The sequence below is a fragment of the Bifidobacterium sp. LH_389 genome, from assembly GCF_056357235.1.
Genome location: NZ_JBKEVR010000012.1, coordinates 1 through 24,689, shown reverse-complemented (window position 1 = coordinate 24,689; position 24,689 = coordinate 1). Strand labels below are relative to the sequence as shown.

Annotated in this window: 18 protein-coding genes and 1 pseudogene; 17 read left to right on the top strand and 2 right to left on the bottom strand. The window is 63.9% G+C overall.

Annotation, left to right across the window (positions count from 1 at the left end; all coding sequences use genetic code 11):
* The first annotated feature begins 51 nt into the window (after nucleotides 1-51).
* From AC1AZA_RS09500 to AC1AZA_RS09425, 16 genes are all read left to right on the top strand, one after another.
* Nucleotides 52-2,241 carry a glycoside hydrolase family 36 protein gene (locus tag AC1AZA_RS09500; protein ID WP_476514420.1) on the top strand — a complete coding sequence of 730 codons (2,190 nt, stop codon included), beginning with the start codon at nucleotides 52-54 and terminating at the stop codon, nucleotides 2,239-2,241.
* A 382-nt stretch (nucleotides 2,242-2,623) separates the two neighbouring features.
* On the top strand, nucleotides 2,624-3,892 hold the full coding sequence (locus tag AC1AZA_RS09495) for an MFS transporter (RefSeq protein WP_476514419.1): 1,269 nt from the start codon (nucleotides 2,624-2,626) through the stop codon (nucleotides 3,890-3,892).
* A gap of 562 nt (nucleotides 3,893-4,454) precedes the next feature.
* Nucleotides 4,455-5,609: a glycoside hydrolase family 88 protein gene (locus AC1AZA_RS09490; protein WP_476514418.1), complete on the top strand. Its 1,155-nt coding sequence runs from the start codon at nucleotides 4,455-4,457 to the stop codon at nucleotides 5,607-5,609.
* A 25-nt stretch (nucleotides 5,610-5,634) separates the two neighbouring features.
* Nucleotides 5,635-7,002, top strand: a complete 1,368-nt coding sequence (locus tag AC1AZA_RS09485) for a glycoside hydrolase family 28 protein (RefSeq protein WP_476514417.1) — start codon at nucleotides 5,635-5,637, stop codon at nucleotides 7,000-7,002.
* A gap of 303 nt (nucleotides 7,003-7,305) precedes the next feature.
* Nucleotides 7,306-8,640 (top strand): ABC transporter substrate-binding protein, encoded by a 1,335-nt coding sequence (locus tag AC1AZA_RS09480; RefSeq protein ID WP_476514416.1) that lies wholly within the window; start codon nucleotides 7,306-7,308, stop codon nucleotides 8,638-8,640.
* A gap of 196 nt (nucleotides 8,641-8,836) precedes the next feature.
* On the top strand, nucleotides 8,837-9,796 hold the full coding sequence (locus AC1AZA_RS09475; protein ID WP_476514415.1) for a carbohydrate ABC transporter permease: 960 nt from the start codon (nucleotides 8,837-8,839) through the stop codon (nucleotides 9,794-9,796).
* Between the two features lies 1 nt (nucleotide 9,797).
* The gene (locus AC1AZA_RS09470) at nucleotides 9,798-10,682 is read left to right on the top strand and encodes a carbohydrate ABC transporter permease (RefSeq protein ID WP_476514414.1); all 885 of its coding nucleotides are present in this window, start codon (nucleotides 9,798-9,800) and stop codon (nucleotides 10,680-10,682) included.
* Nucleotides 10,683-10,980: 298 nt separating this feature from the next.
* On the top strand, nucleotides 10,981-11,817 hold the full coding sequence (locus AC1AZA_RS09465; protein WP_476514413.1) for an alpha/beta fold hydrolase: 837 nt from the start codon (nucleotides 10,981-10,983) through the stop codon (nucleotides 11,815-11,817).
* 274 nt (nucleotides 11,818-12,091) lie between these two features.
* Nucleotides 12,092-13,219, top strand: a complete 1,128-nt coding sequence (locus AC1AZA_RS09460; RefSeq protein ID WP_476514412.1) for a LacI family DNA-binding transcriptional regulator — start codon at nucleotides 12,092-12,094, stop codon at nucleotides 13,217-13,219.
* A 1,398-nt stretch (nucleotides 13,220-14,617) separates the two neighbouring features.
* A complete protein-coding gene (locus tag AC1AZA_RS09455; protein ID WP_476514411.1) occupies nucleotides 14,618-15,952 on the top strand; it encodes an ABC transporter substrate-binding protein in 1,335 nt (444 codons plus the stop codon).
* A gap of 109 nt (nucleotides 15,953-16,061) precedes the next feature.
* Nucleotides 16,062-17,003 (top strand): carbohydrate ABC transporter permease, encoded by a 942-nt coding sequence (locus AC1AZA_RS09450; RefSeq protein ID WP_476514410.1) that lies wholly within the window; start codon nucleotides 16,062-16,064, stop codon nucleotides 17,001-17,003.
* Nucleotides 17,000-17,887: a carbohydrate ABC transporter permease gene (locus AC1AZA_RS09445; protein ID WP_476514409.1), complete on the top strand. Its 888-nt coding sequence runs from the start codon at nucleotides 17,000-17,002 to the stop codon at nucleotides 17,885-17,887. The genes AC1AZA_RS09450 and AC1AZA_RS09445 overlap by 4 nt, the downstream gene beginning before the upstream one ends.
* A gap of 298 nt (nucleotides 17,888-18,185) precedes the next feature.
* Complete coding sequence (locus AC1AZA_RS09440; protein WP_476514408.1) at nucleotides 18,186-18,887, top strand: hypothetical protein; 702 nt, start codon at nucleotides 18,186-18,188, stop codon at nucleotides 18,885-18,887.
* Nucleotides 18,888-19,000: 113 nt separating this feature from the next.
* The gene (locus AC1AZA_RS09435; RefSeq protein WP_476514407.1) at nucleotides 19,001-20,263 is read left to right on the top strand and encodes an MFS transporter; all 1,263 of its coding nucleotides are present in this window, start codon (nucleotides 19,001-19,003) and stop codon (nucleotides 20,261-20,263) included.
* 38 nt (nucleotides 20,264-20,301) lie between these two features.
* Nucleotides 20,302-21,816 carry a glycosyl hydrolase family 28 protein gene (locus AC1AZA_RS09430; protein ID WP_476514406.1) on the top strand — a complete coding sequence of 505 codons (1,515 nt, stop codon included), beginning with the start codon at nucleotides 20,302-20,304 and terminating at the stop codon, nucleotides 21,814-21,816.
* A gap of 206 nt (nucleotides 21,817-22,022) precedes the next feature.
* A complete protein-coding gene (locus AC1AZA_RS09425) occupies nucleotides 22,023-23,105 on the top strand; it encodes a LacI family DNA-binding transcriptional regulator (RefSeq protein WP_476514449.1) in 1,083 nt (360 codons plus the stop codon).
* A gap of 161 nt (nucleotides 23,106-23,266) precedes the next feature.
* Here AC1AZA_RS09425 and AC1AZA_RS09420 read toward each other — a convergent pair whose 3' ends face one another.
* A complete protein-coding gene (locus tag AC1AZA_RS09420) occupies nucleotides 23,267-23,674 on the bottom strand; it encodes a ribbon-helix-helix protein, CopG family (RefSeq protein ID WP_476514405.1) in 408 nt (135 codons plus the stop codon).
* Nucleotides 23,671-23,955, bottom strand: a complete 285-nt coding sequence (locus tag AC1AZA_RS09415; protein ID WP_476514404.1) for a hypothetical protein — start codon at nucleotides 23,953-23,955, stop codon at nucleotides 23,671-23,673. Before AC1AZA_RS09415 ends, AC1AZA_RS09420 begins: the two co-directional genes overlap by 4 nt.
* Nucleotides 23,956-24,508: 553 nt before the next feature.
* On the opposite strand from AC1AZA_RS09415, the pseudogene AC1AZA_RS09410 reads away from it, so the two are divergent.
* Nucleotides 24,509-24,689: pseudogene (locus tag AC1AZA_RS09410) on the top strand (AGE family epimerase/isomerase); the annotation flags it as partial.

Genomic DNA, 24,689 nt, shown 5'->3' with positions numbered 1-24,689 from the left:
CCCGCCCGTGCACGCATCTGCGCCCCGCACCGACAGAACGGAAAGACCATCATGCCCAGAACCACTATCTCCCACTACTCCTGCAACGGCACCACCGCCGTCTATCGCCGCGACGACGAAACCGGAATCGTGGAACTGCTGCTCGTGCCCACCGACCTGACCGACGCGATCGTGCGCGACGACTGCGCCGCCGAACCGCTCGTGCAGGCCAAGATCGTCGGCGACGACTACCCGTTCGGCTTCTCGCAGGGCCGCACCATGCGCAACTCCGTCACCGTGGCCGCCATGCGCTTCACCGGGCAGAACGCCATGGAACGCGACGGCGAAACCATCGTCACCAGCACCCTCGAGGACGATCGCGGCTACACGTACACGCACGTGCTGCGCATGGGCGGCGACTCAAGGGCCGTGGAGATCACCACGTCCTTCGCCAACCGGTCCGAAGAGCCGGTCACGCTGGAGATGCTCTCCAGCTTCACGCTCGGATCCCTGTCTCCGCTTTCGAGGGGGCTGGCTCCGGAAACCCTGAAGCTGCACCGCCTGCGCAGCACGTGGAGCGCCGAGGGACGGCTCGTGAGCGAACCCGTGGAGGACGAGCAGCTCGAGCCCAGCTGGCAGCGGTTCTCCGCCAACTCGGTGCGCTACGGGTCCGTCGGCAGCTTCCCCGTGCGCCAGTACGTGCCGTTCGTGGGCGTGGAGGACACGGTCCACGGCGTCACCTGGGCGGCGGCCGCCACGCACGCCTCCAGCTGGCAGATCGAACTGTACCGGCGCGACTACGGGCTCGCGGTGTCCGGCGGCATAGCCGACCGCGAATTCGGCCACTGGACGCGCACGGTCGCCCCCGGCGAGACCTTCGCGGCTCCTATGGCCGTGGCGGCCGTGGTGGCCGGCGGTGTGGATGAGGCCAGTCAGGCGCTCGCGGGCAACGTGCGGCACCGGCTCGACCTGCCCCAGAGCGAAGCCGACATGCCCGTGGTGTTCAACGAATTCTGCACCACGTGGGGTGTGCCCACCGAACGCAGCGTGGACGAGCAGATCGAATTCCTCGACGGGCTCAAGCGCGCCAACGGCGGCAAGGGCATCGAGTACTTCGTGATCGACGCCGGCTGGTTCGACGACAAGGCCTTCGAGGCCGCCAGCCGACTGGGCTCCTGGACCGTGAGCGAGACAGCGTTCCCGCACGGTCTCAAGTCCGTGGTGGACAAGGTGCATGCCGCCGGCATGAAGGCCGGCATATGGTTCGAGTTCGAGATAGCCGGCCGGGATGACGCCGAATGCTTCAACAAACGCGCATGGCTGCTCTCGCGCGACGGCGTGACTCTCACCTCCGGCAACCGCCGCTGGTGGGACATGCGCAATCCCGAGGTGCGGGAGTATCTGGCCGGGAAGGTGATCGACTTCCTCGCCGCCAACGGCTTCGACTACATCAAGGTGGACTACAACGACACCATCGGCATCGGCTGCGAGACGCCGGTCGGGCCTGATGGGGCCGCCTTGGAGCCGGGCGACCCCGCCAGTCTGGGCGACGGCCTGTACGAGCAGATCCAAGCCAGCCAGTCGTTCTTCCGTGAGATGAAGCGCCGCGTGCCGGGGCTCATCGTGGAGATCTGTGCGTCCGGCGGGCACCGGCTCGTGCAGTCGTTCATGGAGATCGGCTCCATGGCCAGCTTCTCTGACGCGCACGAGTGCGACGAGATCCCGGTGATCGCGGCCAACATGCACCGCATGATCCTGCCGCGGCAAAGCCAGATCTGGGCGGTGGTCAAGCATGACCAGCCGCTCGCCAAGCTCTACTACCAGGTGGCGTCCGGTCTGTTGGGGCGGCTGTGCTTCTCCGGCGATACCGGCACGCTGCGGCCCGAGCAGGTCGAGACGATCGCCAAGGCCGTGGCGTGGTACGCCAAGGCCGCGCCGGTGATCGACCATGGCGTGAGTTCGTGGTTCGGGCCGAGGATCGTGAGCTACCGGCATCCGCGCGGCTGGCAGGCCGTGGTTCGCCGGGGCGTCGGTGCGGCTCAGGGCGGCAGCGGGCATGCCGCCGGGCGGGCGCTTGCGGTGCTGCACACGTTCCACGAGGCGCCGCAAAGCGTTGAAATTTCGCTCGGGAGTGGGGAATTCGCGCGGATCGAGGATGTGTGGGCCCGGCCCGGCATCGAGGTGACGTTCGATGCGGATTCCGGCGTGCTGCGCGCCTCCGGATTGGGGGAGTTCGACGGTCTGGCGGTATTGCTGGGCTGAGTTGGGCTGAATTGACGGGGCTCTCCGCGGGTTCCGGTTCACGCGATGAATTCGAGTTCATCGTGTGAACCGGAACCCGCGTTCGTTTTGGGTGCGGAATCGGCGGAATTGCGGTACTGTGCATGGTCGGTTGCGTGCGGTTCCGTGCTCTTTCCGGTTCACAAGATTTTCGGCAAGTCATCGTGTGAACCGAGTTTCCGCTGTGCCCCGTTTTTCAAGAAAGCGCTCCATTTTCTGGAATCGCTATTTTAGTTTTGTGATCAAGCTTACAAAATGCTGGCCAAACTTGCATGAAAGCGATTTCATGGTACAGTTTTGCCCAGCGCGGAGAGAACCCAGGGAGGGGGTCGCCCGCGAGGAAACAGACAACCAAGGAGTGACAATGACGAGCAATGAGGCTTCGGGCGACGCCGTCGTCGGCGTGAGCAATGAGCAACAGCCGAAATTCCCGTGGCGTGCGGGCGTGGGCCTGCTGCTGGGCGGCGCCGGATGGTTCTGGGGATTCCAAGCCCTCAACGCCGTGCTGCTGCCGACCAAGATCCAGATGATCGACCCGGTCAACAAGGTCACCATCGTGGCGATGGTGTCCACGGTGACCATGATTATCTCGCTGGTCGCCGGCATCGTGGGCGGTGCCCTGTCCGACCGTACGCGCAGCCGCTTCGGCGCCCGCACGCCGTGGATCGTGGGCGGCATGGTCATCGGCACGGTGCTGCTGGTCCTCTTCATCACCTTCGAGAACCTGATCGCCGTGCTGATCGTCTGGTGGCTGTACAGCGCCGTGTACAACGCGATGCTCGCCGCCGGATGCGCATGGCAGCCCGATCAGGTGGCCCCGCGCTGGCGCGGCACCGCCTCGTCCATGTACGGCATGGGCCATCAGGCTGCCCTGCTCGGCGCTCAGGTGATCGCCGCCCAGTTCGTCACCAATATCACCATGGGCGTGCTCATCTCGCTGGTCATCTTCGACGTGCTGTCCCTGGCGGCCGTGCTCGTCAATCAGGAAAAGTCCAACAAGGACATGCCCCGCCACCATGCGGCCGGCAGCCTGTTCGAGGGATTCAAGGACTTCCTGCCGCCGTCCCACGCCGGTCGCGACTACTGGCTGGCCGCCCTCGCCCGCTTCCTGTGGATGATGCCCGGCGGCATCGGCACCTACCGCCTGTACACCCTGACGGACTATATGAGTCAGCCGGCCAAGGAGGCCGGCCAGTGGATGAGCCTCATGTCCACGATCGGTCTGGTCGCCGCCGTGTCGTTCTGCGCCGTCGCCGGCCCGATCTCGGACAAGGTGCACAGCGTCAAGATCCCGCTGGCCGTGGCCATCTTCACGGTGGGTCTGCCGTGTTGGCTGCCGTTCTTCGTGCCGACGCCCGTGGCCTATACGGTGTACGTGGGCATCTCCTCGATCGGCAGCGGCATCTTCAGCGCCCTGGACCAGACGATCATGACCTCCGTGCTGCCCGATCCGCGCACGCAGGCCAAGGACCTCGCATTCCTCAACTCCTGCGGCGTGCTCGGCAATCTGGGTGCCCCGCTGCTCGCCGGTGTGGTGGTAAGCGCGTTCGGCTACGCGGGCCTGTTCCCGATGGGCTTCATCGTGCTGACGATGGCGTCCGTGTGCGTGTTCTGCATCAAGACGATCAAGTAGTCCGTATCTGGTAGCCCGTCCGTCCGGTTCGGCGACGGCATGCGGCGTGTCCGCGGTTCTGCAGGGCTTGGTCGTGCCGTTCCGCCGGCGGCGGGCCGGGGAGCTGAAGCGTGTATGTGAGTGACCGGGGACATTGTGCCCACGCTGTGCACACGGCGTGGGCACAATGTCCCCAGCCCTGTTTGGACGTCATTGCGTGTTCCGCTGTCGGCCCTTGCCGACCGGGTTGTGCTGCAGTTGGACACCATTGGCGCGTTGTCGCGGCGTTGTGAAGATGCCGCTGTGCGTGTGCCGGCCTGATCGGACGAGTGCATCCGTCTATCCCATCTGGCCCGGCGACGTTTCGGCCTGGCGAGGGGACGGACTTCGGCTTCCCGCGCTCCGGAGCTGCGGTCTGTGGAACGTCTTACGAATGAAAGCATTTTCATGAGGCGGAACACGCCGAGCCATCTGCTTTGACATAGTCGTCACGTCTGTGATGTAATAGACGGTGAAATCGGTTTCACATTGCGTGGAGTCGAGACCGTACAGAACCCCATATCCCAACGAAGGGACGATCATCATGGCATTTTCCATTCCCGAGGCGCTGCCTGCACAGGATCGGCAGTGGGCCGAATCGCTGCTGCCCAAGCTCGAGGCGAAGTTCGCCGCCGAACGCGACCGCGTCGGCTCGCACGTCCCGTACATCGCCGAGGACGGCGTATACAAGGACTTCAAGGACGTGAGCGATCCGGCCTGGTGGACCAACGGCTTCTGGCCCGGCATCCTGTGGCAGATGTTCCACGCCACCGGCGACGAGGCGTACGTGAAGCCCGCCCGCGAGGTGGAGCAGACCCTCATGGACGTGATCGACACCGACTTCATGGGCCTGCACCACGACGTGGGCTTCATGTGGCTCCTGTCCGCCGTGGCCGACTACCGCCTCACCGGCGACGAGAAGGCCAAGAACCGCGGCCTCGCGGCGGCCACGCTGCTCGCCGGCCGCTTCAACCCGGAAGCCCGCTTCATCCGCGCATGGAACCTGCCCGATTCGGAAGGCTGGGCGATCATCGACTCCATGCTCAACATCCAGATCCTCTTCTGGGCGAGCGACGTGACCGGAGATCCGCGTTTCGCGGACATCGCCCGCATGCACGCGGACACGCTGAGCCACACGGCCGTGCGCCCGGACGGCTCCTGCAACCACATCGTCGATCTGGACACCACCACCGGCGAACTGCTGCACAACCCCGGCGGCCAGGGCTACGAGTCTGGCTCCTCCTGGACCCGCGGCCAGTCGTGGGCCATCTACGGCTACGCGCTCGCCGCGCACCACAGCGGCAAGCAGGAGTATCTGGACGTGGCCAAGAAGGTCGCGCACTACTTCGTGGCCAACGTGGCGCTGGAGAACGACCTGTCCCTCGTGGACTTCCGCGCGCCCGCCGAGCCGAAGTACTGGGACGCGCTGGCGGACGTGATCACCGCGTGCGGCCTGCTGGAGATCGCGGAGCAGGTGTCCGAACTCGAACGCCCGCTCTACCTCAGGTGGGCGGTGCGCCTGCTCAAGGCCGTGGAATCGCACTGGTGCGACTGGGATCCGAGCCGCGACGGTCTGGTGCAGATGTGCACCGGCTGCTACGAGAAGTCCGACGACCGCGAAGTGCCCATGATGTACGCCGACTACTACTTCGTGGAGGCCGTGCTGCGCCTGCAGGACAAGGCTGCGCGCCTGTGGTGAGAGCGGCAAGGGGAGTGTGAACGGCATGGCACGGTTCGATCCGCGTGATTTCGGTGCTAGGGCGGACGGCGTCTCCAACGACGCCTCCGCCATTCAGGCCGCCATCGACGCCTGCACGGCCAACGGCGGCGGCACGGTGCTGCTCTCCGGCGGCACGTTCCTCACGGGCACGATCCGACTCAAGTCCGGCGTGACGATTGAAGTGGACGGTTCGGCCACGCTGCTCGCCAGCCCGGACATCGCCGACTACGCCGAGAACGTGCATCACAACCGGTACCGCAACGAGCCGGAGCTCGACCGCTGCCTCATCTACGCCGAGGATGCGCACGACGTGGCGCTCGCCGGGCGCGGACGGATCGTCGGCAGCGCGGAGTCGTTCCCCAACAAGGGGTCCATCTACCGGCCCATGATGATCCGCATGCTGCGCTGCACCAACGTGCATGTGACCGACCTGCGTCTGTATGACGCTGCGGCGTGGACCACCGCGTTCCTGGACAGCGAGTACATCTGGGTGCGCGGCGTGGACGTCAAGAACGATAAGCGCTACAACGGCGACGGCCTTGACTTCGACGGCTGCGCGCACGTGTTCGTTTCCGACTGCTACGTGCGTGGCACCGACGACAACTTCTGCCTGCAGGCCAGCAGCCGGGACTACCCGGTGCACGACGTGCACATCGCCAACTGCGAGTTCACGGGCGTGTGCGCCGGTCTGCGCTTCGGGCTCAAGTCCATCGGGGACATCTATAACGTCACCGTAGCCAACTGCACGCTCAACCGCGTGTGGCGCGAAGGCATCAAGCTCGAATGCACCGAGGGCGGGTCCATCACGGACATCGCGTTCAGCAACATCGTGATGCGCAACGTGACGCGGCCCGTGTTCGCCATCCTCAACAACCGCTTCGAGCCGGATGACCTGGGATCCTCCCTCGAACTCGACCACATGCCGCAGATCGGTGCCATGGCAAGGATTTCCTTCCATGGTCTTATTGCCACGGACGATGACGAAATGGCTAACGTGCACCGGCGCTTCACCGACGACGTGATGGGAGAACCGCGGTTCAACGGCTTCCGCTTCGATGCGGCGGACGGCCACCCCATCGAGGACGTGACCCTGCGCGACGTGCGCTACACGGCCATCGGGGGAGTGAAGCTCTCCGACATTCCGCCGCTCGAAGAATACCCGCGTCTGGTGGACCGGCTGGCGGAACCGGACGTGAAGTCCAGCGAGAACTACTGGCCCGACTGGTCGCGCACGGCCTTCATGGACCTGCGCAACGTGCACGGGCTCGACATGACCGGCGTGCGGCTGCGCGCCCTGCGCCCGGACGAGCGGCCCGCCGTGCTGCTCGACGGCTGCGAGACGCTGGACGAGCCGGAGTATCGGGTGCTGTAAGGCGGGAGTTCATGGTGCATGGCCTCCGAACGATCGAATGATTCGGTCGTTCGGAGGCCATTCGCATATGCGGCATAGGTTGCGACGGAATCGTTGGCGATGCAGGGCGGTACCGATTGCAAAGCACCCAAAACGACACGCCGATGATGTGCGGTTTCAGGGCAAACAATGTCAACGTTTGCAATGGTTTCGAGACTATATGTAATTGGTTACAACGCTGATTTGACACCGGTTTCACGGCGATGTTATAGTTCAATCAGTTTCAGCGATGAAACTAGTTACAAAAAAGCCAAGGAGGGTTTCATGAAAGCTTCGAATCGTTGGGTGAAGACCGCGATCACCGCCGTCGCCGCAATGGGTATGGTCATCCCGATGGCCGCCTGCGGCGGAGAGACCGCGGGCAACACCGCGTCCACCACCTCGAACGGTCCGGTCACCATCGAGTGGTGGGGCGCCACCCAGGGTCTGCAGGAGCAGGCCGATCTGTTCAACAAGTCGCAGGACAAGATCAAGGTCGAGTTCAAGAAGCAGGCCAGCAAGGCCAAGACCGAGGAGGGCGTGGTCAACGCCGTCAAGGCCGGCAACGCGCCGGACCTCTTCGAGGCCGACATGGATTCCTCCATCTCCCTGCTCGTGGACGGCACCACCCAGAACATCGCCCAGTACAACCCGGACCTGTCCAAGTTGAACCCGGAGGTCGTCAACTCCTTCAAGGTGGGCGACCAGCTGGCCGTCATCCCGACCCAGGCCAGCCCGCAGTTCATCGTCGCCAACCAGAAGACCTTCGACGACAACGGCGTCAAGGTTCCCACCACGTGGGACGAGGTGATCCAGGCCGGCAAGGACCTCAAGGCCAAGAACCCGGACGTCAAGATCCTCAACCTGCCCGGCGAGGATCCATCCACGCTGGTGCTGCTCGCCCAGCAGTTCGGCGCCAAGTGGTACTCCATCGAGGGTGACACCTGGGTGGTGGACATCAACGGCCCGGAGACCAAGAAGGCCGTGAACTACCTGCAGCAGATCGTGGACAACGACATGTTCAGCCAGAAGACCTACATCGAGTGGGATGCCCTCATGCAGTTCTTCCAGTCCGGCAACCTCGCGCTGATCGGCACCTCCACCTGGCAGCTGTCCGCCTACCAGTCCAACTTCCAGAAGTCCCTGGGCGATTGGCAGGCCTACGCATGGCCCAAGGAGTCCGCAAGCTCCAAGGTCGTCTCCCCGCTGAACGCGGCCGGCAACGCCATCCCGACTGGCGCCAAGCACCCGCAGGAGGCCGCTGAGTTCGCCGCCTGGCTGGCCACCAACGATGACGCCCTGAAGATCGCCGCCAACGCCCAGACCGGTTCCGGCGCGTTCCCGGCCCTCAAGGAAGTGGGCGACTTCCCGTCCGCCTCCCTGCCCGACAAGCTGCTCAAGGACAACGCCCAGGCCGCCGAAGTGGTCAAGCAGGCCGCCGACACCGTCACTCCGTACTCCACCGGCGCCAACTGGAGCCAGATGTTCAAGCAGCTGCAGGACCAGTGGGCCAAGTTCCTCAACAAGCAGGTCACCGGCGAGCAGATGCTCGACACCGTCCAGCAGTACACCGTCAACGATCTCCAGCAGAAGGGAATCAACGTCAAGTCCGCCAACTGATCCCATCCGAATCATTCCGGTTCCGCCGGGGCCTTCCGGCCCGTCTCCCTACGGCGGGAGGCCTTGACGGAACCGATGACCCCCCATCCTCTGTTTCCTCCCGGGCCGCGTCCTGCTTTGCCACATCGCGGGGCGCGGCTCTTCCCTTGCCCGAAAACATTTGTCCACCATCCATTGCTAGTGATTGGAGAGAATCGTGAGTGCTGCCACCGATTCCGCATCATCGGCCGTGTCCGGCGCGCAGGCGCGCGTCAACGCCACGCCGAAATGGAAGAAGCTCATCGGCCTGAAGGGATTCGCCTTCAGCGTGCCCTTCTTTGCCCTGTTCCTGTTCTCGTTCATCATTCCGTTCTTCTACGCGCTGTGGGAGAGCCTGTACGTCAAGAAGTCCAGCGGTCTGGGCATCGGCGGTGCCAAGCGGTCCTTCGCCGGCCTGTCCCAGTACGTGCGCGTGTTCCACGACCCCTCGTTCTGGCAGGGCATGCTGCGCGTGGCCATCTTCACCTGCGTGGTGATGCCGCTCATCATGGTCTTCGCCCTCGTGGAGGCCCTGCTGCTCGACTCCGCCCGCCAGAAGGCCAAGCGCGCCTACCGTTTCCTGCTGCTCGTTCCGTACATGGTCCCGTCCATCGTGGCCACTCTGGTGTGGGTGTACATGTACTCGCCGGACATCGGCCCGCTCAAGAAGTTCTTCGAGCTGTTCGGCCTTGAAGTCAACTTCTTCAGCCCCGCCATGGTGTGGGTGTCCATGGCCAACCTGCTGCTGTGGATCAACATCGGCTTCAACATGCTGATCCTCTACGGCTCCCTGACCGCCATCGACCCGTCCCTGTACGAGAGCGCCAAGGTGGACGGCGCCGGCGAGTTCCGCATCGCCTGGTCCATCAAGATCCCAATGATCCGCGGCACGCTCGTGCTCACCTGCCTGCTGTCCATGATCGGCATGCTCCAGCTCTTCGACCAGCCGCTGCTCTTCCGCTCGGCATCCCCCGAGACCGTGACGGCCAACTTCACGCCGATCATGGCCATCTACAACTACACGTTCACCGCGGGCGGCGACTACAACTACGCGGCGGCCCTCTCGGTGGTGCTCGCCATCGTGATCGGCATCATTTCCGCCATCGTCTACGGCGTTTCCAACAGGAAGGACAAGTGAGATGAGCACCGCGATCATGCAACCCAAGACCCGTCCGGCACGCAAGTCCAAGTGGACGCGCCCCGGCATCATTGTCGCCCTGGTGGTGCTGACCTTCTACTCCATCGCCCCGCTGTGGTGGCTCGTGGTCTCCGTGACCAAGAACCGCGTGGAGCTCTACAACACCAACGGCCTGTGGTTCGGTCAGGAGAACCACCTTCTGGAGAACTTCCAGCAGCTGTTCACCTACGAGAACGGCGTGTTCTTCAAGTGGATGCTCAACTCCATCCTGTACGCCGGCGTCGGCTCGCTGGTGTGCATGGTGATCTCCCTGATGGCCGGATACGCGCTGAGCAAGTTCGAGTTCCGCGGACGCGGCCTGGAGATGGGTCTGGTGATGTTCTCCTTCCTCATCCCCACCGCCCTGCTCACCCTGCCGCTCTACCTGCTGTTCGCCGGGCTCCACCTGACGGACACCGTGTGGGCCGTGCTCATCCCCTCGTTCGTCAACGCGTTCGACGTGTACCTCGCCAAGGAGTACATCGACGGTTCCGTGCCTGACGAGCTGCTCGAGGCCGCGCGCATCGACGGCGCCGGCGAGACCCGCATCTTCACGAGGATCGTGATGCCGCTGCTGCCCACGCCGGCCGCCACCATCTTCATCCTCACCTTCGTGATGCAGTGGAACAACTTCTACCTGCCCATCACCATGCTGCGCGGCGCCGACAAGTGGACCTTGTCCCTGGGCCTCTACAGCTTCATGCAGACCAAGCAGTCCACCCTGTTCGACCCGACCACCATCGCCCTCGCCGGCTCGGTGCTGTCCATCATCCCGCTCGCCGTGGTAATGATCGCCATGCAGCGCTTCTGGAGGACCGGCGTGGCCCTCGGCGGCGTCAAGGGCTGATGCCTCAAAGCGGCCTGCATCCGTTCGGCCGTCCGTGTGCCGTTCCCGATTCCGTGTATTCCCGCGTCCGCGGGCGTCGCGTGCGGGGTGGCGGACGGCGGGACGGATGCAGGTCGGGCCCATCGCAAGTCAGGGCATGTTCTTCCGGCGCTGCGGTCTTCCGACAAGGCAGCGGTCTGGAAGACCGCGGCCGGAGGATGGCTTGCCCCTGCGATGGGCCTTTCCTGTCTCAATTCACCCGGTCACGTTTGTGATCGTCTGATCGTCTGATCGTTGCCATTCGTTAGGAGAACACGCTATGCCAAGTGCGGTTGAGGAATGTGGGGACCGTCGAACGCTGCAGGCCTGCGACAAGGCCAACGTAGTGCTGGTCCATGGCTGGGGAGGATCGGCCCGTGCATGGGACGGCGTCCGCTGGCCGGAGAGCTGGCATACGTTCGCCTTTGAACTGCCCGGGCATGGGGCCCACCGCAACGAGGAGCCCTTCACCATCCGGCATGCCACCGACGCGCTCGTGGAATACATCCGCACTGTGGTGGCGGGGGAGGGGGATCCCGACGCGCCCACCATCGTGGTGGCGCATTCCATGGGCGGTCAGCTCTCGCTGCTGCTCAATGCGGAACACTCGGAGCTACTGGACGGCGAGGTGGTGATCGACCCGGCCTACGGTGCGCCGGATACCCCCGAGGAAGTGGCGCAGCACCGGGCTGATTTTGCCGGCCTGCGCGAGCACCCGTACGAGACGATGAACCGGTTCCTCCAGGGGGCGTTCTCCTCGTACCTGCCGGATGCGGCGCGGGAGGCGGTGCTGGCGGATGTGAAGCGTACCAACCCGTTCTCGCTGGCCGATTACTATTTTGACGAATATCTGTCCGCCGTGCAGATAGGTCTCTGCCCGGCCACACGGCTCGTGGCGGCGAAGCGCACCCGGCCTGTGCTGGGCATCTACCGCACCGAGGACCGTGCGGCCATGGAGCGGGAACTGAACCTGAACGTTGTGCCGTGCCGCGCCGAGGCGTGGGGCGGCGAGCACGGGCATTACCTGCAGCTTGAGTTGCCGGAGCGGCTGGTGGAAAGTGTGGCGGCATGGGCGGAGGAGTTCGTGCCGGTCGTCAGGGTGCCTGTTGGGGCCTGAAAGAAGATAACCGGTTCACACGATGAATTCGCGTTCATCGTGTGAGCCGGAAGCCATGTGCGAATTGCATCGTTTGACTTGAGCAATGAGGCCGTTGACGATGTGTGGTGACGTTCATATTTGTATGGTTTCCCGGTTCACAAGTTGGCGTTGAAATCATCGTGTGAACCGGAAATATGCCGGGCGGCATGTCCCGTGCCTGTTGTAATCAGTTTCATAACAACGGCGGCAATCATTGCGTCGCCGTGAACGACCCGTGAGGTGCTCCATGTCCATGCCTGAGTCCGAAGCCGTGCCGGTGCCGGCCTCTGAGCCGTCCCATCGTGCCAGACGAGGACCCGCCAAGACCGGGCAGACGAACATCGCGGACATCGCCCGGCTTTCCGGTGTCTCCACCGCGACCGTCTCGCGCGTCATGCGTGGCAACGGCAGCGTCTCCAAGGCTACGCGCGAGAAGGTGCTCAAGGTGGTGAACGATCTGGGCTACGTGCCCAACGCTCACGCCTTGGCCCTGACTACGCCGCCCAATTCGGTGACCATGGTGGTGCGCGTCATCACCGGCGGCACCTACGCGAACATCATGTCCGGCGTGGAGAGGGAGTCCAGCGAACGGGACATGACCTTCCGCCTCATCTCCACCGGCCGAAAGACTGGAGGTCTGGCACGCGTGGTGAGCGATCTGGTCTCCCAGCGTCCCAAGATCGCGGTGATGCTGGCCGATGCCGCCACCGACCGCGAGCAGGACGAAGTGCTCAACGCCTCGATCGATCAGCTTTCCAGCGTGGGCACCAAGGTGGTGGTCGCCGGTCGTCCCAGACTTATGCTCGCGCCGGAGATCGGCGTGGTCGACTATGCCAACGAGCAGGGCATCCACGACATGACCGCGTACATGATCGCGCAGGGGCATCGGCGTTTCCTGTTCGCCGGCAAGGCGGAGATGTCCAGCGTGTTCGCCGCGCGCTACCGGGGATTCCGGCGCGCGCTCGAGGAGGCGGGACTGGAACACGATCCGCGGTTCGACATCGACCGCAGCGATGACCGGCAAGAAAACGTGAACGCACTGATCGGCATGTACACGGCCGGCGCCCGGTTCACCGCGATCGTGGCGTCCACGGATGCCCTTGCGCTGGACATGATCGTCGGCCTGCGCACGCTGGGCCTGAGCGTGCCCGGGCAGGTCTCGGTGAGCGGCTTCGACGACATGCCCTACGCCGAGGATCTCATCGTGCCGCTGAGCACCGTGCACGTGCCGTTCACCGAACTGGGACAGACGGCCGTGCGCATGGGCTTGGGGGAGTGTTCCGCCGACTGCACGCTGCCCACGCATCTGACGGTCAGACAGTCGATCCTGCCGCCGGGTGCGGATGCATTGGTTGGTGCTGGTGGTGGGGCGTCGCGCTGAGCTGCCGTGATTTGCGGGTTGCGGGGGGGGTGCGCGAACTTGGCTGGCGGCATGGCTGGCAGGCTGTTTCACGGCATTGTTGCCATGGCGCGACAGGTTGTGCTGACTGGGCTGGCGGTCTTTCTCTCCGGACTGGCCGCCGGGTGCACCTCGTCGGGCCGTTGTCCGGAGTTGCCAGAACGCGACGGTTGTCGTTGTCATGGCTGTACGGATTCGAGGATGTCTCGGTGAGATGAGGCTGTGCGAACGGCCCTGCCGCTGCTTTCGCTTTCGTTTCGCCTTCGCATGATCGGTCCAACCTGTGCGCGCGAATGTGCAGGTTGGACCGATCGTGTGATTTTTGGGCTCTAAAGCGGCTGTTTTTTCGCATGATCGGTCCAACCTGCGATTTGGAAGGCACAGGTTGGACCGATCATGCGAGGCGGTGAGCTGAAGGCGGCGGTCCGGAGACTGCGGGCTGCATGGTTGTGCTGCGCGCTGTGCTGCTGTGCTGCACGCTGTGTTGCTGTGCTGCGCGCTGTGCCGCGGTGCTGGCTGTTCATTCTTTCCAATCTGCGTGCCCTGCGATGCAGATTGGAAAGAATGACCGGGAAACGGGCTCGTTCGAGGCCGGAATGGCGGTCATTCTTTCCAGTTTGCGAGATTGGGGGTGCAGGTTGGAAGGATTGGATAGAGAGAGGGCGCGCCGCGCGCGGGCCGTGCAGTTCATGCTGTTGCTCGGAGTTGGAGTATCGGGAGTTGGGTTGGCATTCGGGCTGGCATGAACATGAGGGGAGCCGGACTGGGGCGGGCGGTCGGATGTACGGCCGGCCGGACGGTCGGGTGCGCATCCGTGCAAACGGTCGGATGCATGGTCAGTGAGGCATGCGACCGGAATGCGACGATGCCCGGAACAGTCGGCGAACCGTGATCGGAGCGGGACGGCTGTGAAACGGGCTAGCTGCGGAATGGGACGGTTGCGGATGGGCTGGAGCGGACTGGCGACGGAACGGGACGGTTGCGGAAGCGGGACAGCGACGGACGGGGGACGGTGACGGGATCGTGGTGGCCGCGGGCGAAGGCAAACGAGTGCGACACGCCGAGGTAAGAAATCGATTTCATGAAAATGAGGCCTTGTTGTGGGTGAAAAATGCCTCATGGAAAGGTAATTATGAAATTAGTTACATCGATGATTTTTCAATAAGTTTAGCGTTGTATTAAATTTCGTTCCACGGCATACGGCCCTTGGGTGGACAGGCTTCGGTCGCCGCTTTGAAAGTTGCTTGAAACCCCTTTCATAGGGTATAGTGAAGTCATCCGGTTCGATGAGGGGCCGGCAAGAAGATTCAAAGAAGATCTTTGGATTTATTGTCCCAAGCAGTCTCGGGGCGGTAAGCAAAGAAAGTAGGAGGAACGACAATGTTGTCCAATACTTGGTTCAATCGTCTGACGAAGGGTGTGGCCGTGGTCGCCGCCCTGTCCGCCACCGTCGGTCTGGCCGCATGCGGTTCGTCCCGCGCCGCGACCGCGGGCGGCAAGGACAGCGCCCGTTTCCTGTACGCCACCGGCGATGAAACCTGGAACGCCACCGTCAAGGCGGTCGTGGACGCCTACAACAAGCTGCCCAACAAGGTGGGCACCGTGGTGGCCGAGCCGATCCCGTCCGGCTCCGACTACGCCACCGCCATGAAGACCATGGACGCCACCGGCAACTGGCCGGCCATCGTGGACATGCGCGACACCGTCACCTACATCGAGGCCGGCAAGCTCGCCCCGATCCCCGAGGAGGTCACCTCCCTGGTGGACAGCGATGCCTACAGCAAGTACAAGGACGGCAACGTCTACCTGACCCCGTCCACCGCCAACAACGGCGAGCTGGGCTTCGGCATCGTCTACAACAAGCAGTACTTCAAGGACAACAACCTGTCCGTGCCCACCACGTGGGACGAGTTCGTCAACCTGCTCAAGGCCGTCAAGGCCAAGGGGCAGACGCCGCTCGCCACCGCCGCGGGCGAGGTGTGGCCGTCCGATCAGCTGTGGAAGCCGATCGCCTCCGAGACCTTCGCCAAGCACTCCGCCAAGGACGGCGGCTTCTGGGCCGACGTAAAGGACGGCAAGGCCTCCGTATCCGACCTCAAGGAGGACCTGCAGACGCTCAAGGACATTACCGACAACTACGTGCTCAAGGGCTGGCAGTCCACGCTCGACGCCCAGACCACCACGCTGCTGGTGAACAACCAGACCGTCATGGCCACCACGTCCTCCGGCCTCGGCCGTCTGCGCGACATCAACAAGGTCAAGCCCGATTTCCAGGCCGGTTACTTCGTGATCCCGGACAAGGACGGTAACCTCAACGTGCTGAAGAACTCCGTGGGCGATTCCAGCCAGGGCCTTGCCATCTCCAAGCAGGCCAAGGACAACGGCAAGCAGTACGACATCGCCGTGGACTTCCTCAAGTACTACTACTCCGTGGACGGCGCCAACACCATCGAGAAGGCCGGCACCATGTCCCCGCAGATCAAGGACGCCAGCAAGGTCACCCGGAACACCGAGATCCCCGGCTCCACCGACTACTACGCCCTGCTCGACAACCCGAAGCTCAAGTGGTACGTGAATGAGCAGCCGTGGAAGTCCTTCTCCACCTTCAACACGTTCTTCCGTCAGTCCCGCATCGCCATGCAGGACGGCCAGGCCTCCATCGACGACACCATCGCCAAGGTGCAGGCCGAGTTCGACAAGGACATCAAGGGCTGATCGGGCGATAACCCCGAACCGGCAGGCGAACCGATGAGTGAACGGGTCCGCGCCCCAGCGGGCCGGGCCCGTTCCCATGGCCGCCCCGAACGAGAAAGGATCCAAGACCGTGAGCCATTCCACCGAGAGCGCATCCAAGGTGGCGGCCAAGGAAGCCGCCGGGCTGCACGCACAGCAGCGTCGCAACCGCTGGATGATGTTCCTGTTCATCCTCCCGATGCTGATCGTGTTCCTTGCGATCGTCATCATCCCGTCGCTGCAGTCCATCCAGCTGAGCTTCACCGACTACGACGGCATCTCCCCGACCTACAACTGGGTCGGCATCGATAACTACCACGAAATCATCACCTCCGGGCGCTTCTGGAACGCCGTGAAGAACACGCTGATCCTGGGCATCGGCTCGGCGTTCATCATCAACGTGATCTCGCTGGTGATGGCACTCCTGCTCGACCACATCCACCACTTCTCCGGCTTCTTCCGCACCATCGTGTACCTGCCCTCGCTGGTGAGCGCGTTCATCGCCTCCACCATCTGGAAGTACATGCTCAACTACAACTTCGGCGCCGTCAACTCCATCCTGAAGAAGATCGGCCTCGAAGGCTGGGTGCATGACTGGCTCGGCGATTCGCACATTGTGGTCTGGGTGCTGCTGTTCCTCATCTGCTTCACGCTGGGCGGCAACACCACACTCATCTACCTGTCCAACCTGCAGTCCGTGCCGCAGGAGCTTGTGGAGGCGGCCGAGGTGGACGGCGCCAGCGGCTGGCAGGTGTTCCGCCATGTGACCTGGCCCATGCTGGCCGGTTCCGTGACCGTGAACTTCACGCTGTCGCTCATCGGCGGCTGGGTCATCTTCGACCAGATCCAGGTCTTGACCGGCGGCGGCCCGGGCTTCGTGTCCGAGACCATGGCGTTCTTCATCTACCGACTCGGCTTCGGCGAATACCGCGCCGGCTTCGGTTCGGCGGCCGCGGTGCTGCTGTTCATCATCGTCATGATCACCACCGTGATCACCAACAAGTACATGCGCGGAAGGGAGATCCAGGCATGAGCGCGTCAATCGCAGCGGCCAAGCCCGCCAACGCCAAGAAGAAGGCAAAGAAGCAGAAGGAATCCTGGAAGGTCAGCGAGATCGTCTGCATGGTCGTCACGGCCATCCTGTTCTGCATCGTCGCCTACCCGGTGTTCTACGCGTTCCTGCAGTCGTTCCGCAGCTACTCGGAGATCACCATCGACCCGATGGGCATGCCCACCCACTACAACCTCGACAACTATGTGCGCCTGTTCCAGGAGACCGACTTCCTCGCGGCCACCATGAACACCGTGATCATCACCGTGGTGACCTTGCTCATCCTGTGCGTGATCCTGCCCATGGCCGCGTACGGCGTGGAGCGCATCGGTGGCAGGCTCTCCGGGTTCTTCTACCTGCTGTTCATCTCCGGCCTCATGATCCCGTTCCAGGTGCGCATGATCCCGCTGGTGCGCATGTTCGACATGATGGGCCTGTACTCCACGCTCGCGGCCGTGATCCTGGTGCACCTCGGCGGTGCGGCCGGCTTCGGCATCCTGCTGTACTGCTCGTTCATCAAGGGCGTGCCGATCGAGGTGGAGGAGGCTGCGTCCATCGACGGTGCCGGCAAGCTGCGCACCTTCTGGCAGGTGGTGTTCCCGATGCTCATGCCCGTGACCTCGGCGTTCATCATCACCAACGCACTGACCTTCTGGAACGACTTCTTCATTCCGCTGGTCATGCTCGATTCCACGTCCGCCGGCACGATCAACGTGGCCATCAACCGCATGGTGGGCCTGCTCACCTCCCAGTGGGAGCTCATCTACACCGGTGCGATCATCTCCCTCATCCCGTCCATCATCATCTTCGCCGCCTTCCAGCGCTACTTCATCAAGGGCATGGCGGTCGGAGCCGTCAAGGGCTGAGGCGTTAAGCGAAAAGCCCTGTGGGCTTTTCGTAGCCTTGGCCTGAGCGGCCGTTGTGGGCCGCGAAGGTCGGTCTGGGTCTCGCCCGTAGGGCGAGTCCATGATTGCAGGGCCGAAGGCGGAGCCGTCAAGGGCTGAGGCACTCTCTGCAAGTCCGGTTATTGTCGTCTCGTGCGTGCGTTCGTTCGCGCGGGACGACAATAACTATCGCCTGACATCGTTCGCTCCCGCGTCCCCTCCCTAACGCGGGGCGGACGCACATACCACGAACGTAAGAATCCGCAGGAAAGGAGTCGTCATGAACATCTTCGCCAAGGCAGGGCAGGCCGTGCGGCGTTTCGTCGCGTACGATTCGCCGGTCTCCCAGACCGTCCTCACCGTGTGGGGCGTGTTCGTGACGGCCGTATGCGCCTGGCTCCTCCTGCTGCCGCAGCTCGCCTTCGAACTGCTGGTCGGCTGGCAGTCCACGCATCTGGCCATCTGGCTGGGTGTGGCGAGCCTCGTCACGGTAGGCCCCATGCTGCGCGGTCTCATGACTGCATCCACGGACATCCTTGCAGAGAAGGGCTATCCGAGCCATCTGGCCCGCGGCTTCTTCTCCTCCATCCGCAACGCTCCCCGGGCGCTGTGGATGCTGTGGGCGTTGGCGTTCCCGGTCGGCCTGTTCGTGGCATACGACGTTGCGCTGGCCGGTGGCTCGGTGTCCCGCATGGTTCCGGCGATCGTGCTCGGTGTGCTGCTGGCCCTGCTGCTCACGGCGGCGGGCGTGCTTGCGCAGGATGGCCGGCATGGGGATCAGGGGCTGATCGGGCTGGTCACCGCATCTCTCATGGCGATGGTCCGCCGCATCTGGCTGCCGCTGACGTGGCTGTTCCTGCTGGCGGTCTGCCTGCTGCTCACGCGCATTCCGCTGATCGGACCCACCGTTGCGCTGTTCGTCCCGGCCCTGTGGGGGCTTGGCGTGGCGCTGGTCAACGGCATGTGGCGCTTCGGCCAGTGAGCGGAGGGGCTGGAACCAATCGCGTCTGGTCCAGGCGTTGGCTATCATGAACTTCCGTCATCGCAAGAAAGCGGTTTCAGCATACGGGATTTCAACGGTTCAAGGAGTCATTCGTGAACGGTCATGCGACGGGGTGGTCTGCGACGCAGAAGCCTGAAACCGAACGGTTCCCATGGCGACCGGGCCTGAGCCTCATGGTGGGCGGCGCCGGCTGGATGTGGGCGTTCACCTCGCTGCATGCGGTGCTGCTGCCGGCCAAGATCCAGCTCATCGACCCGGCGAACAAGATCTCCATCGTGGCCATGGTCTCCACGGTCACCATGCTCATCTCGCTCGTCGCCGGCATGGCGGGCGGCATGTTCTCCGACCGCACGCGCAGCCGCATCGGCGCACGTTCACCTTGGCTCGTGGGCGGTGTGGTGCTCGGAACCATGCTGCTTGCGGTGTTCGCCTTTTCCGACAGCCTGCCGGTGGTGCTCGCCGTGTGGTGGGCGTACGGAGCCGTCTACAACGTGATGCTGTCCGCCGGGTGCGCGTGGCAGCCCGATCAGGTCTCCCCTCGCTGGCGCGGCACGGTCTCCTCCATGTACGGCGTGGGCCGGCAGTTCGGCCTGCAGGGGGCGCAGATCGTGGCGGCCATGTTCGTCACGAACATCAGCCTCGGCGTGGTCGTGGCCCTGTGCGTGTTCGACGTGCTGTCGCTGGCCGCCGTGCTCATCAACGGTGAACGTTCCAACCGGGATGTGCCGTGGCCCGCGAGAAGCGCCGGGGGAGTGCAGGCGCGCCTGAGGGCGTTCCTGCCTCCCGCGCACGCCGGCCGCGACTACTGGCTGGCCGCCGTGCTGCTGTTCCTGTGGATGCTGCCCGGTGGCATAGGCCTGTACCGGCTGTACACGCTCACCGACTACATGGGTCAGTCGGACGAGTCTGCGGGCTGGTGGATCGGCGTCATGTCCGTGCCGGGACTGGTGCTGTCCATCGGGTTCTGCGCGCTGTCCGGGCCGATAGCCGATCGGTTCAGCAGCGTGAAGATTCCCCTGGCCGTGGCCATCTTCACCGTGGGTCTGCCGTGCTGGCTGCCATTCTTCGCGCCCACGCCGCTGGCGTACGCGGTGTACTTCGTGCTCTCGTCGTTCGGTGGCGGCGTGTTCAGTTCGCTCGATCAGGCGATCATGATCTCCGTGCTGCCCAATCCCACCGCGCGGGCGCATGATCTGGCGTTCCTCAACGCCTGCGGTTCGCTGGGCAACCTGTGCGCCCCGCTGCTCGCCGGTGCGCTGGTGAAGGCATTCGGCTATGCGAGCCTGTTCCCCATGGGATTCGTGGTGCTGACCGCCGCAGCCGTGTGCGTACTGTGCTTCCGCACGGTGCGGTGACGATGCGGTGACGGTGCTGGGAAAGAAAGGATGCAAGGATGCGTATCGAGACCTATCCCGTGCCTGTCGGTGCGATGCTGCAGCAGGACTGGCGGGTGCGCGTGCGACCGGCCGATGCGGATGCAGCCGGAGGCGAGGGCGGCGAATCCGCGTGGCACGAGGTACCCACGTACCGCGTCAAGGTGGACATGCATGACGTGCACGCCGCGTCCATGGTGTACTTCGACGCCGATTTCTCCGCGGGGGCCGTGGAGGTGGAGGTCACGCCTGTCGGCTGGAACGCGTTCTACACGGCCGAGGTGCGTCCGCTGAGTCTGGGCATTGCGACCGTCGTGGAGCAGCGTGCCGTGCGCTTCACGCTCGACCGTCCCGTGAACTGCTCGGTGGAGATCAACTGCAATCGCATGGGCAACCTGCACCTGTTCGCCGGCGACCTTGCCGAAATGGACCGACTGCCGAGCCCGGGCCCGGACGGGGAATCCAGAGGCTTCGACGTGACCGTGGAAGGCAATCCGAACAGGGCGAACACCTTCGGCCGGGATGTGCTGTGGCGCATCGAAGCGGCCCGAGGCGCGGACCCGGACCGCAGGGTGAACGTGCTCGTCAGGCGCGCGCACTACTGCATCGAGGACTGCGTGATGGACCTGCCCGGCAACGTGGAGATCGTGCTCGAAGGCGGCGTGATCCTTGACGGCGCCTTCCGCATCCGCGGGCAGTGCAACGTGGCCATCCGCGGACGCGGCGTGTTCTATCAGGCCGATTTCAAACGGTTCAGCGGACTGAGCGGCGTGACCATCGCGCACTCCAGCGGCGTCACCATCGACGGTCCCGTCTTCGTCAATCCGCCGCACTACACGGTCATGCTCGGCGCCAGCGAGGATGTGACGATCCGCAACGTCAAGTCGTTCAGCTGCGAAGGCTGGAGCGACGGCGTGGACATGATGGCCTGCCGGCGCGTGACCGTGGACGGCGTGTTCCTGAGGACCTCCGACGACTGCATTGCCGTGTACGGCTCGCGTTGGGACTACCGCGGCGGCACCTCGGACGTGAACGTGCGCAACGCCGTGCTGTGGGCGGACGTGGCGCACCCCATGATGATCGGCACGCACGGCGACCACGAACACGACGGCGACGTGATCGAGCGCATCGCCTTCGAGAACGTGGACGTGCTCGAACACAACGAATACCAGACCAACTATCTGGGCGTGATGGCCATCAACGCCGGGGATGCCAATACCGTGAGGGACGTGACATGGCGGGGCATCCGCATCGAGCGCTTCAGCCACGGGCGCGTGCTGGACGTGGAAACCAAGCGGAACAGGGACTACAACCCACGGCCCGGGCGGCTCGTGGAACGTGTACTCGTTGAGGATGTGAACGTTCAGGGCGGGTCCGGTGAGGAATTGTCGATCATTGCCGGGTACGACGCCGACCACCCCGTGCGGGACGTGATCGTTCGCGGTCTGACGCGGGACGGCGTGCCATGCGCGGACGCCGAGGCCGCCGGCATCCGGATAGGCCCTAACGCGGAGAACGTGCGCATCGAGTCCTGACGCCGGATCGCCCGGCATGTCCTGCCTGTCCGGTCCGGTCTGTTCAGGCAGGCTGACCAATCAGTCTCGTTCCGGTGGACAAACCGCTATGAAACTGACCGATGAAATCGCTATCACATATGAAAAGCCCTATAATGCAAGGAGTTAGACGATCGCCATGAAACACGTAAAGGAGCGTCCCTATGGAGCAGGGCAGGGTGATGACGATGCCTCCCAGCGGTAAGCGCAGCACGCCGGTCATCAAGGACGTGGCCCAACTCGCCGGCGTGTCCGTGCCCACGGTGTCGCGCTACCTCAACGGCACCGCCAAGGTCAGTGCGGAAAAGCGCGAGAAGATTGCGCAGGCCATCAAACTGCTCGACTACAAGCCCAGCTTTGTGGCCAGGGCACTCGCCAACAAGGTCATGGACTCGGTCACCATGCTCACCTCCCTGAGCACGTACTGGGCCACCACGGAGATCAACGGCGGCGCCGAGCACGCCGCGCGCGACCACGGCTTCCTGTTTGGCGTCACCTCGCTGGACGGCATTTCCGACGACGAGATCGAAAGCACCATCAGCCGCGTGCTGTCCGCCAATCCGGCCGGCGTGATCGTGAGCGAATCCGACGAGATTGCCATCCAGGTGCTCCACCAGATCCCCAAGGATGTGCCGATGGTGCTTGTCGGCGGTTCGCGCGGCGACGCCCCCTATCAGGTCATTCCCTCCGAACGCGAGGGCGGCCGGCTCATCACCGAGCATCTGTTCGGCCTCGGCCACCGCAATGTGGTGCACGTGCACCGCCCGGAAGGCCCCAACAACAACACGCGAACCATGGGTTGGCGGGACGCCATGCGCAACGCTGGCATTCAGGCCGTAGAAGCGTATCAGGTGGGCACCGATCTGGAGGAGTCCGTGGCGCTCGGCCGCAGGCTGGCGCACGATCCGTCCCTCACCGCGATCTTCGCCGGCAACGACGAAACCGCCATCTCGCTCATCAAGGGCTTGAGGGACGAGGGCGTGCGCGTGCCCGAGGACGTGTCCGTGGCGGGGTACAACGACCAGACGTTCTCCCGCATGTGGGACCCGCCGCTGACCACGTACAGCCAGAACTTCGTGGAGCTGGGCGCGACGGCGTTCGAGATGCTGTATGCGCAGATCGAGGCCAAGCGGGCCGGCGAGGAGATGCCCGAACCGGAATGCCGGGTGGTGGAGGGCAGGCTCATCCTGCGCGAATCCACGACCGCGCCTGCCGCCGGGAAGTCCGTTGCATCGCAGACGATGGGCGTCGCCGCGGCACCCGTGGCCTGACGACGGTACGGCTGCGGGCGCCGGCATCGCGGCATCCGCCGGGAGCACTAGGAGCACTGCGCGTGTCGTGAGGGATGCCGGGGCGCCGGGGGATATCGCGGAGAATGTCGAACGGACTGTGCCTGTCGTCTCCCGTAGGTGCGATCGACCGGCCGTATGGGCTAGGCGAATTCCAGCACCCGGTCCACCGCGATGCGCAGCAGCTCGGAGCGCGTATGACCGTGCGCCTTGGCCACGCGGTCCAGCTTGGCCAGTTGCTCTCGGGGCAGTTTGAAGGATACGGTCTGGGCGGGGTCCTCCTCCTTGGGATCGATCTTCGGCCGGCCGCGGACCTTGACGAACTCGACCGGGCCCCGGGCCTCCGGCGGCAATCCGTCGAATATCGGTCCGGATTCGCCCGGCTTCGACCATGGGCGGTGTCCGAAGGCTTCGGCATCCGCCTCGATCTGCTCCTCGGTCATCACCGATCCGTCGGGATTGTGCAGGACGGTGCCGTCCTCCAACACGATCGGCGTGCCTTGCGTTGGACGGTCGGCTGGTTCTTCGTTGCTGCCGTGCGCTGTGGTCATGATGCTCTCCTTGCTGCGTGATGCGGCGGTATGATGCCGAGCTCTAGCATCGTTTTCCGGGTGCATCGCATGGCGTGGTACACCAGCCAGTCGGTGCCGTCCTGCGAGGGGTGGGCCGTGAACTCCAACAGCCGCCCACTGAGGTCGTAGCCGACCCCGATCAGATTGTGTGTGTTCGGACGCATGAGCGACTTGATGCAACTGATCCAAGCCGCATAGACGTCCTCGTCGGTAACGTCAGGATGGCGTTGATGAACCCGGGGGTGAACCATGACCTTCATGACGTAGCCGATGCTTCTATTGTATGATGATATTTCCCAACAATCAATGTAATGTTGGAGAATGTCCCTAATTTCGTAATATGAAAATAAAGATCGTCCGGTGCGATGGGCGTCGTTGCCATGTCGGTTCCCTTCTCGTGGGCCGCATTGTTGGGTGCGGATGCGTCCATGGTGAAGGAGCGGGAAGCGTGGGTCAATTCCGTCGAGGGGTGTGGTCGAACGTTGGCGTGTCGAGGTGGGCTGGGCTGTTCGGGTGGCAAACTTTCTGGGGGATTTCGGGGCCCGATGGCGGAATTTCGCCGGTTTGCGTGGAGATGGGGCCGATTGTTTGTCGGACTGGGCCGGGTGGCTGGGGCGGGACTGGGGTGGGCCGGGGTGAGTCACGTTGGGCCGCATCAGGCCGGACCAAGCCGGCGCGACAGGCCGACTTGCATTCATGAAAGCGGTTTCATATACTGATGTCAACGCGGGGCCGATAAGGTTCCGCCCGTAACGGTTGCAATGTGACATGTTTCGGTGACATTCCATGGCATTCAATGAGGAAGGACGTGCAATGGCTGTTGAGCATCAGACGGATCCTGCGGCGTATGTGTTGGGTTCGGTGCAGAACGATGCGTTTTTGCGGGCGGTGGGGGATGACCTGCTGGCGTTCGGCAGGGGTTTCCCGGCGCCGTGCGGGGGTTCGCTGTGGCTGAACTCGGATGGTTCGACGGATCCGTCGCATGGGGTGGAGA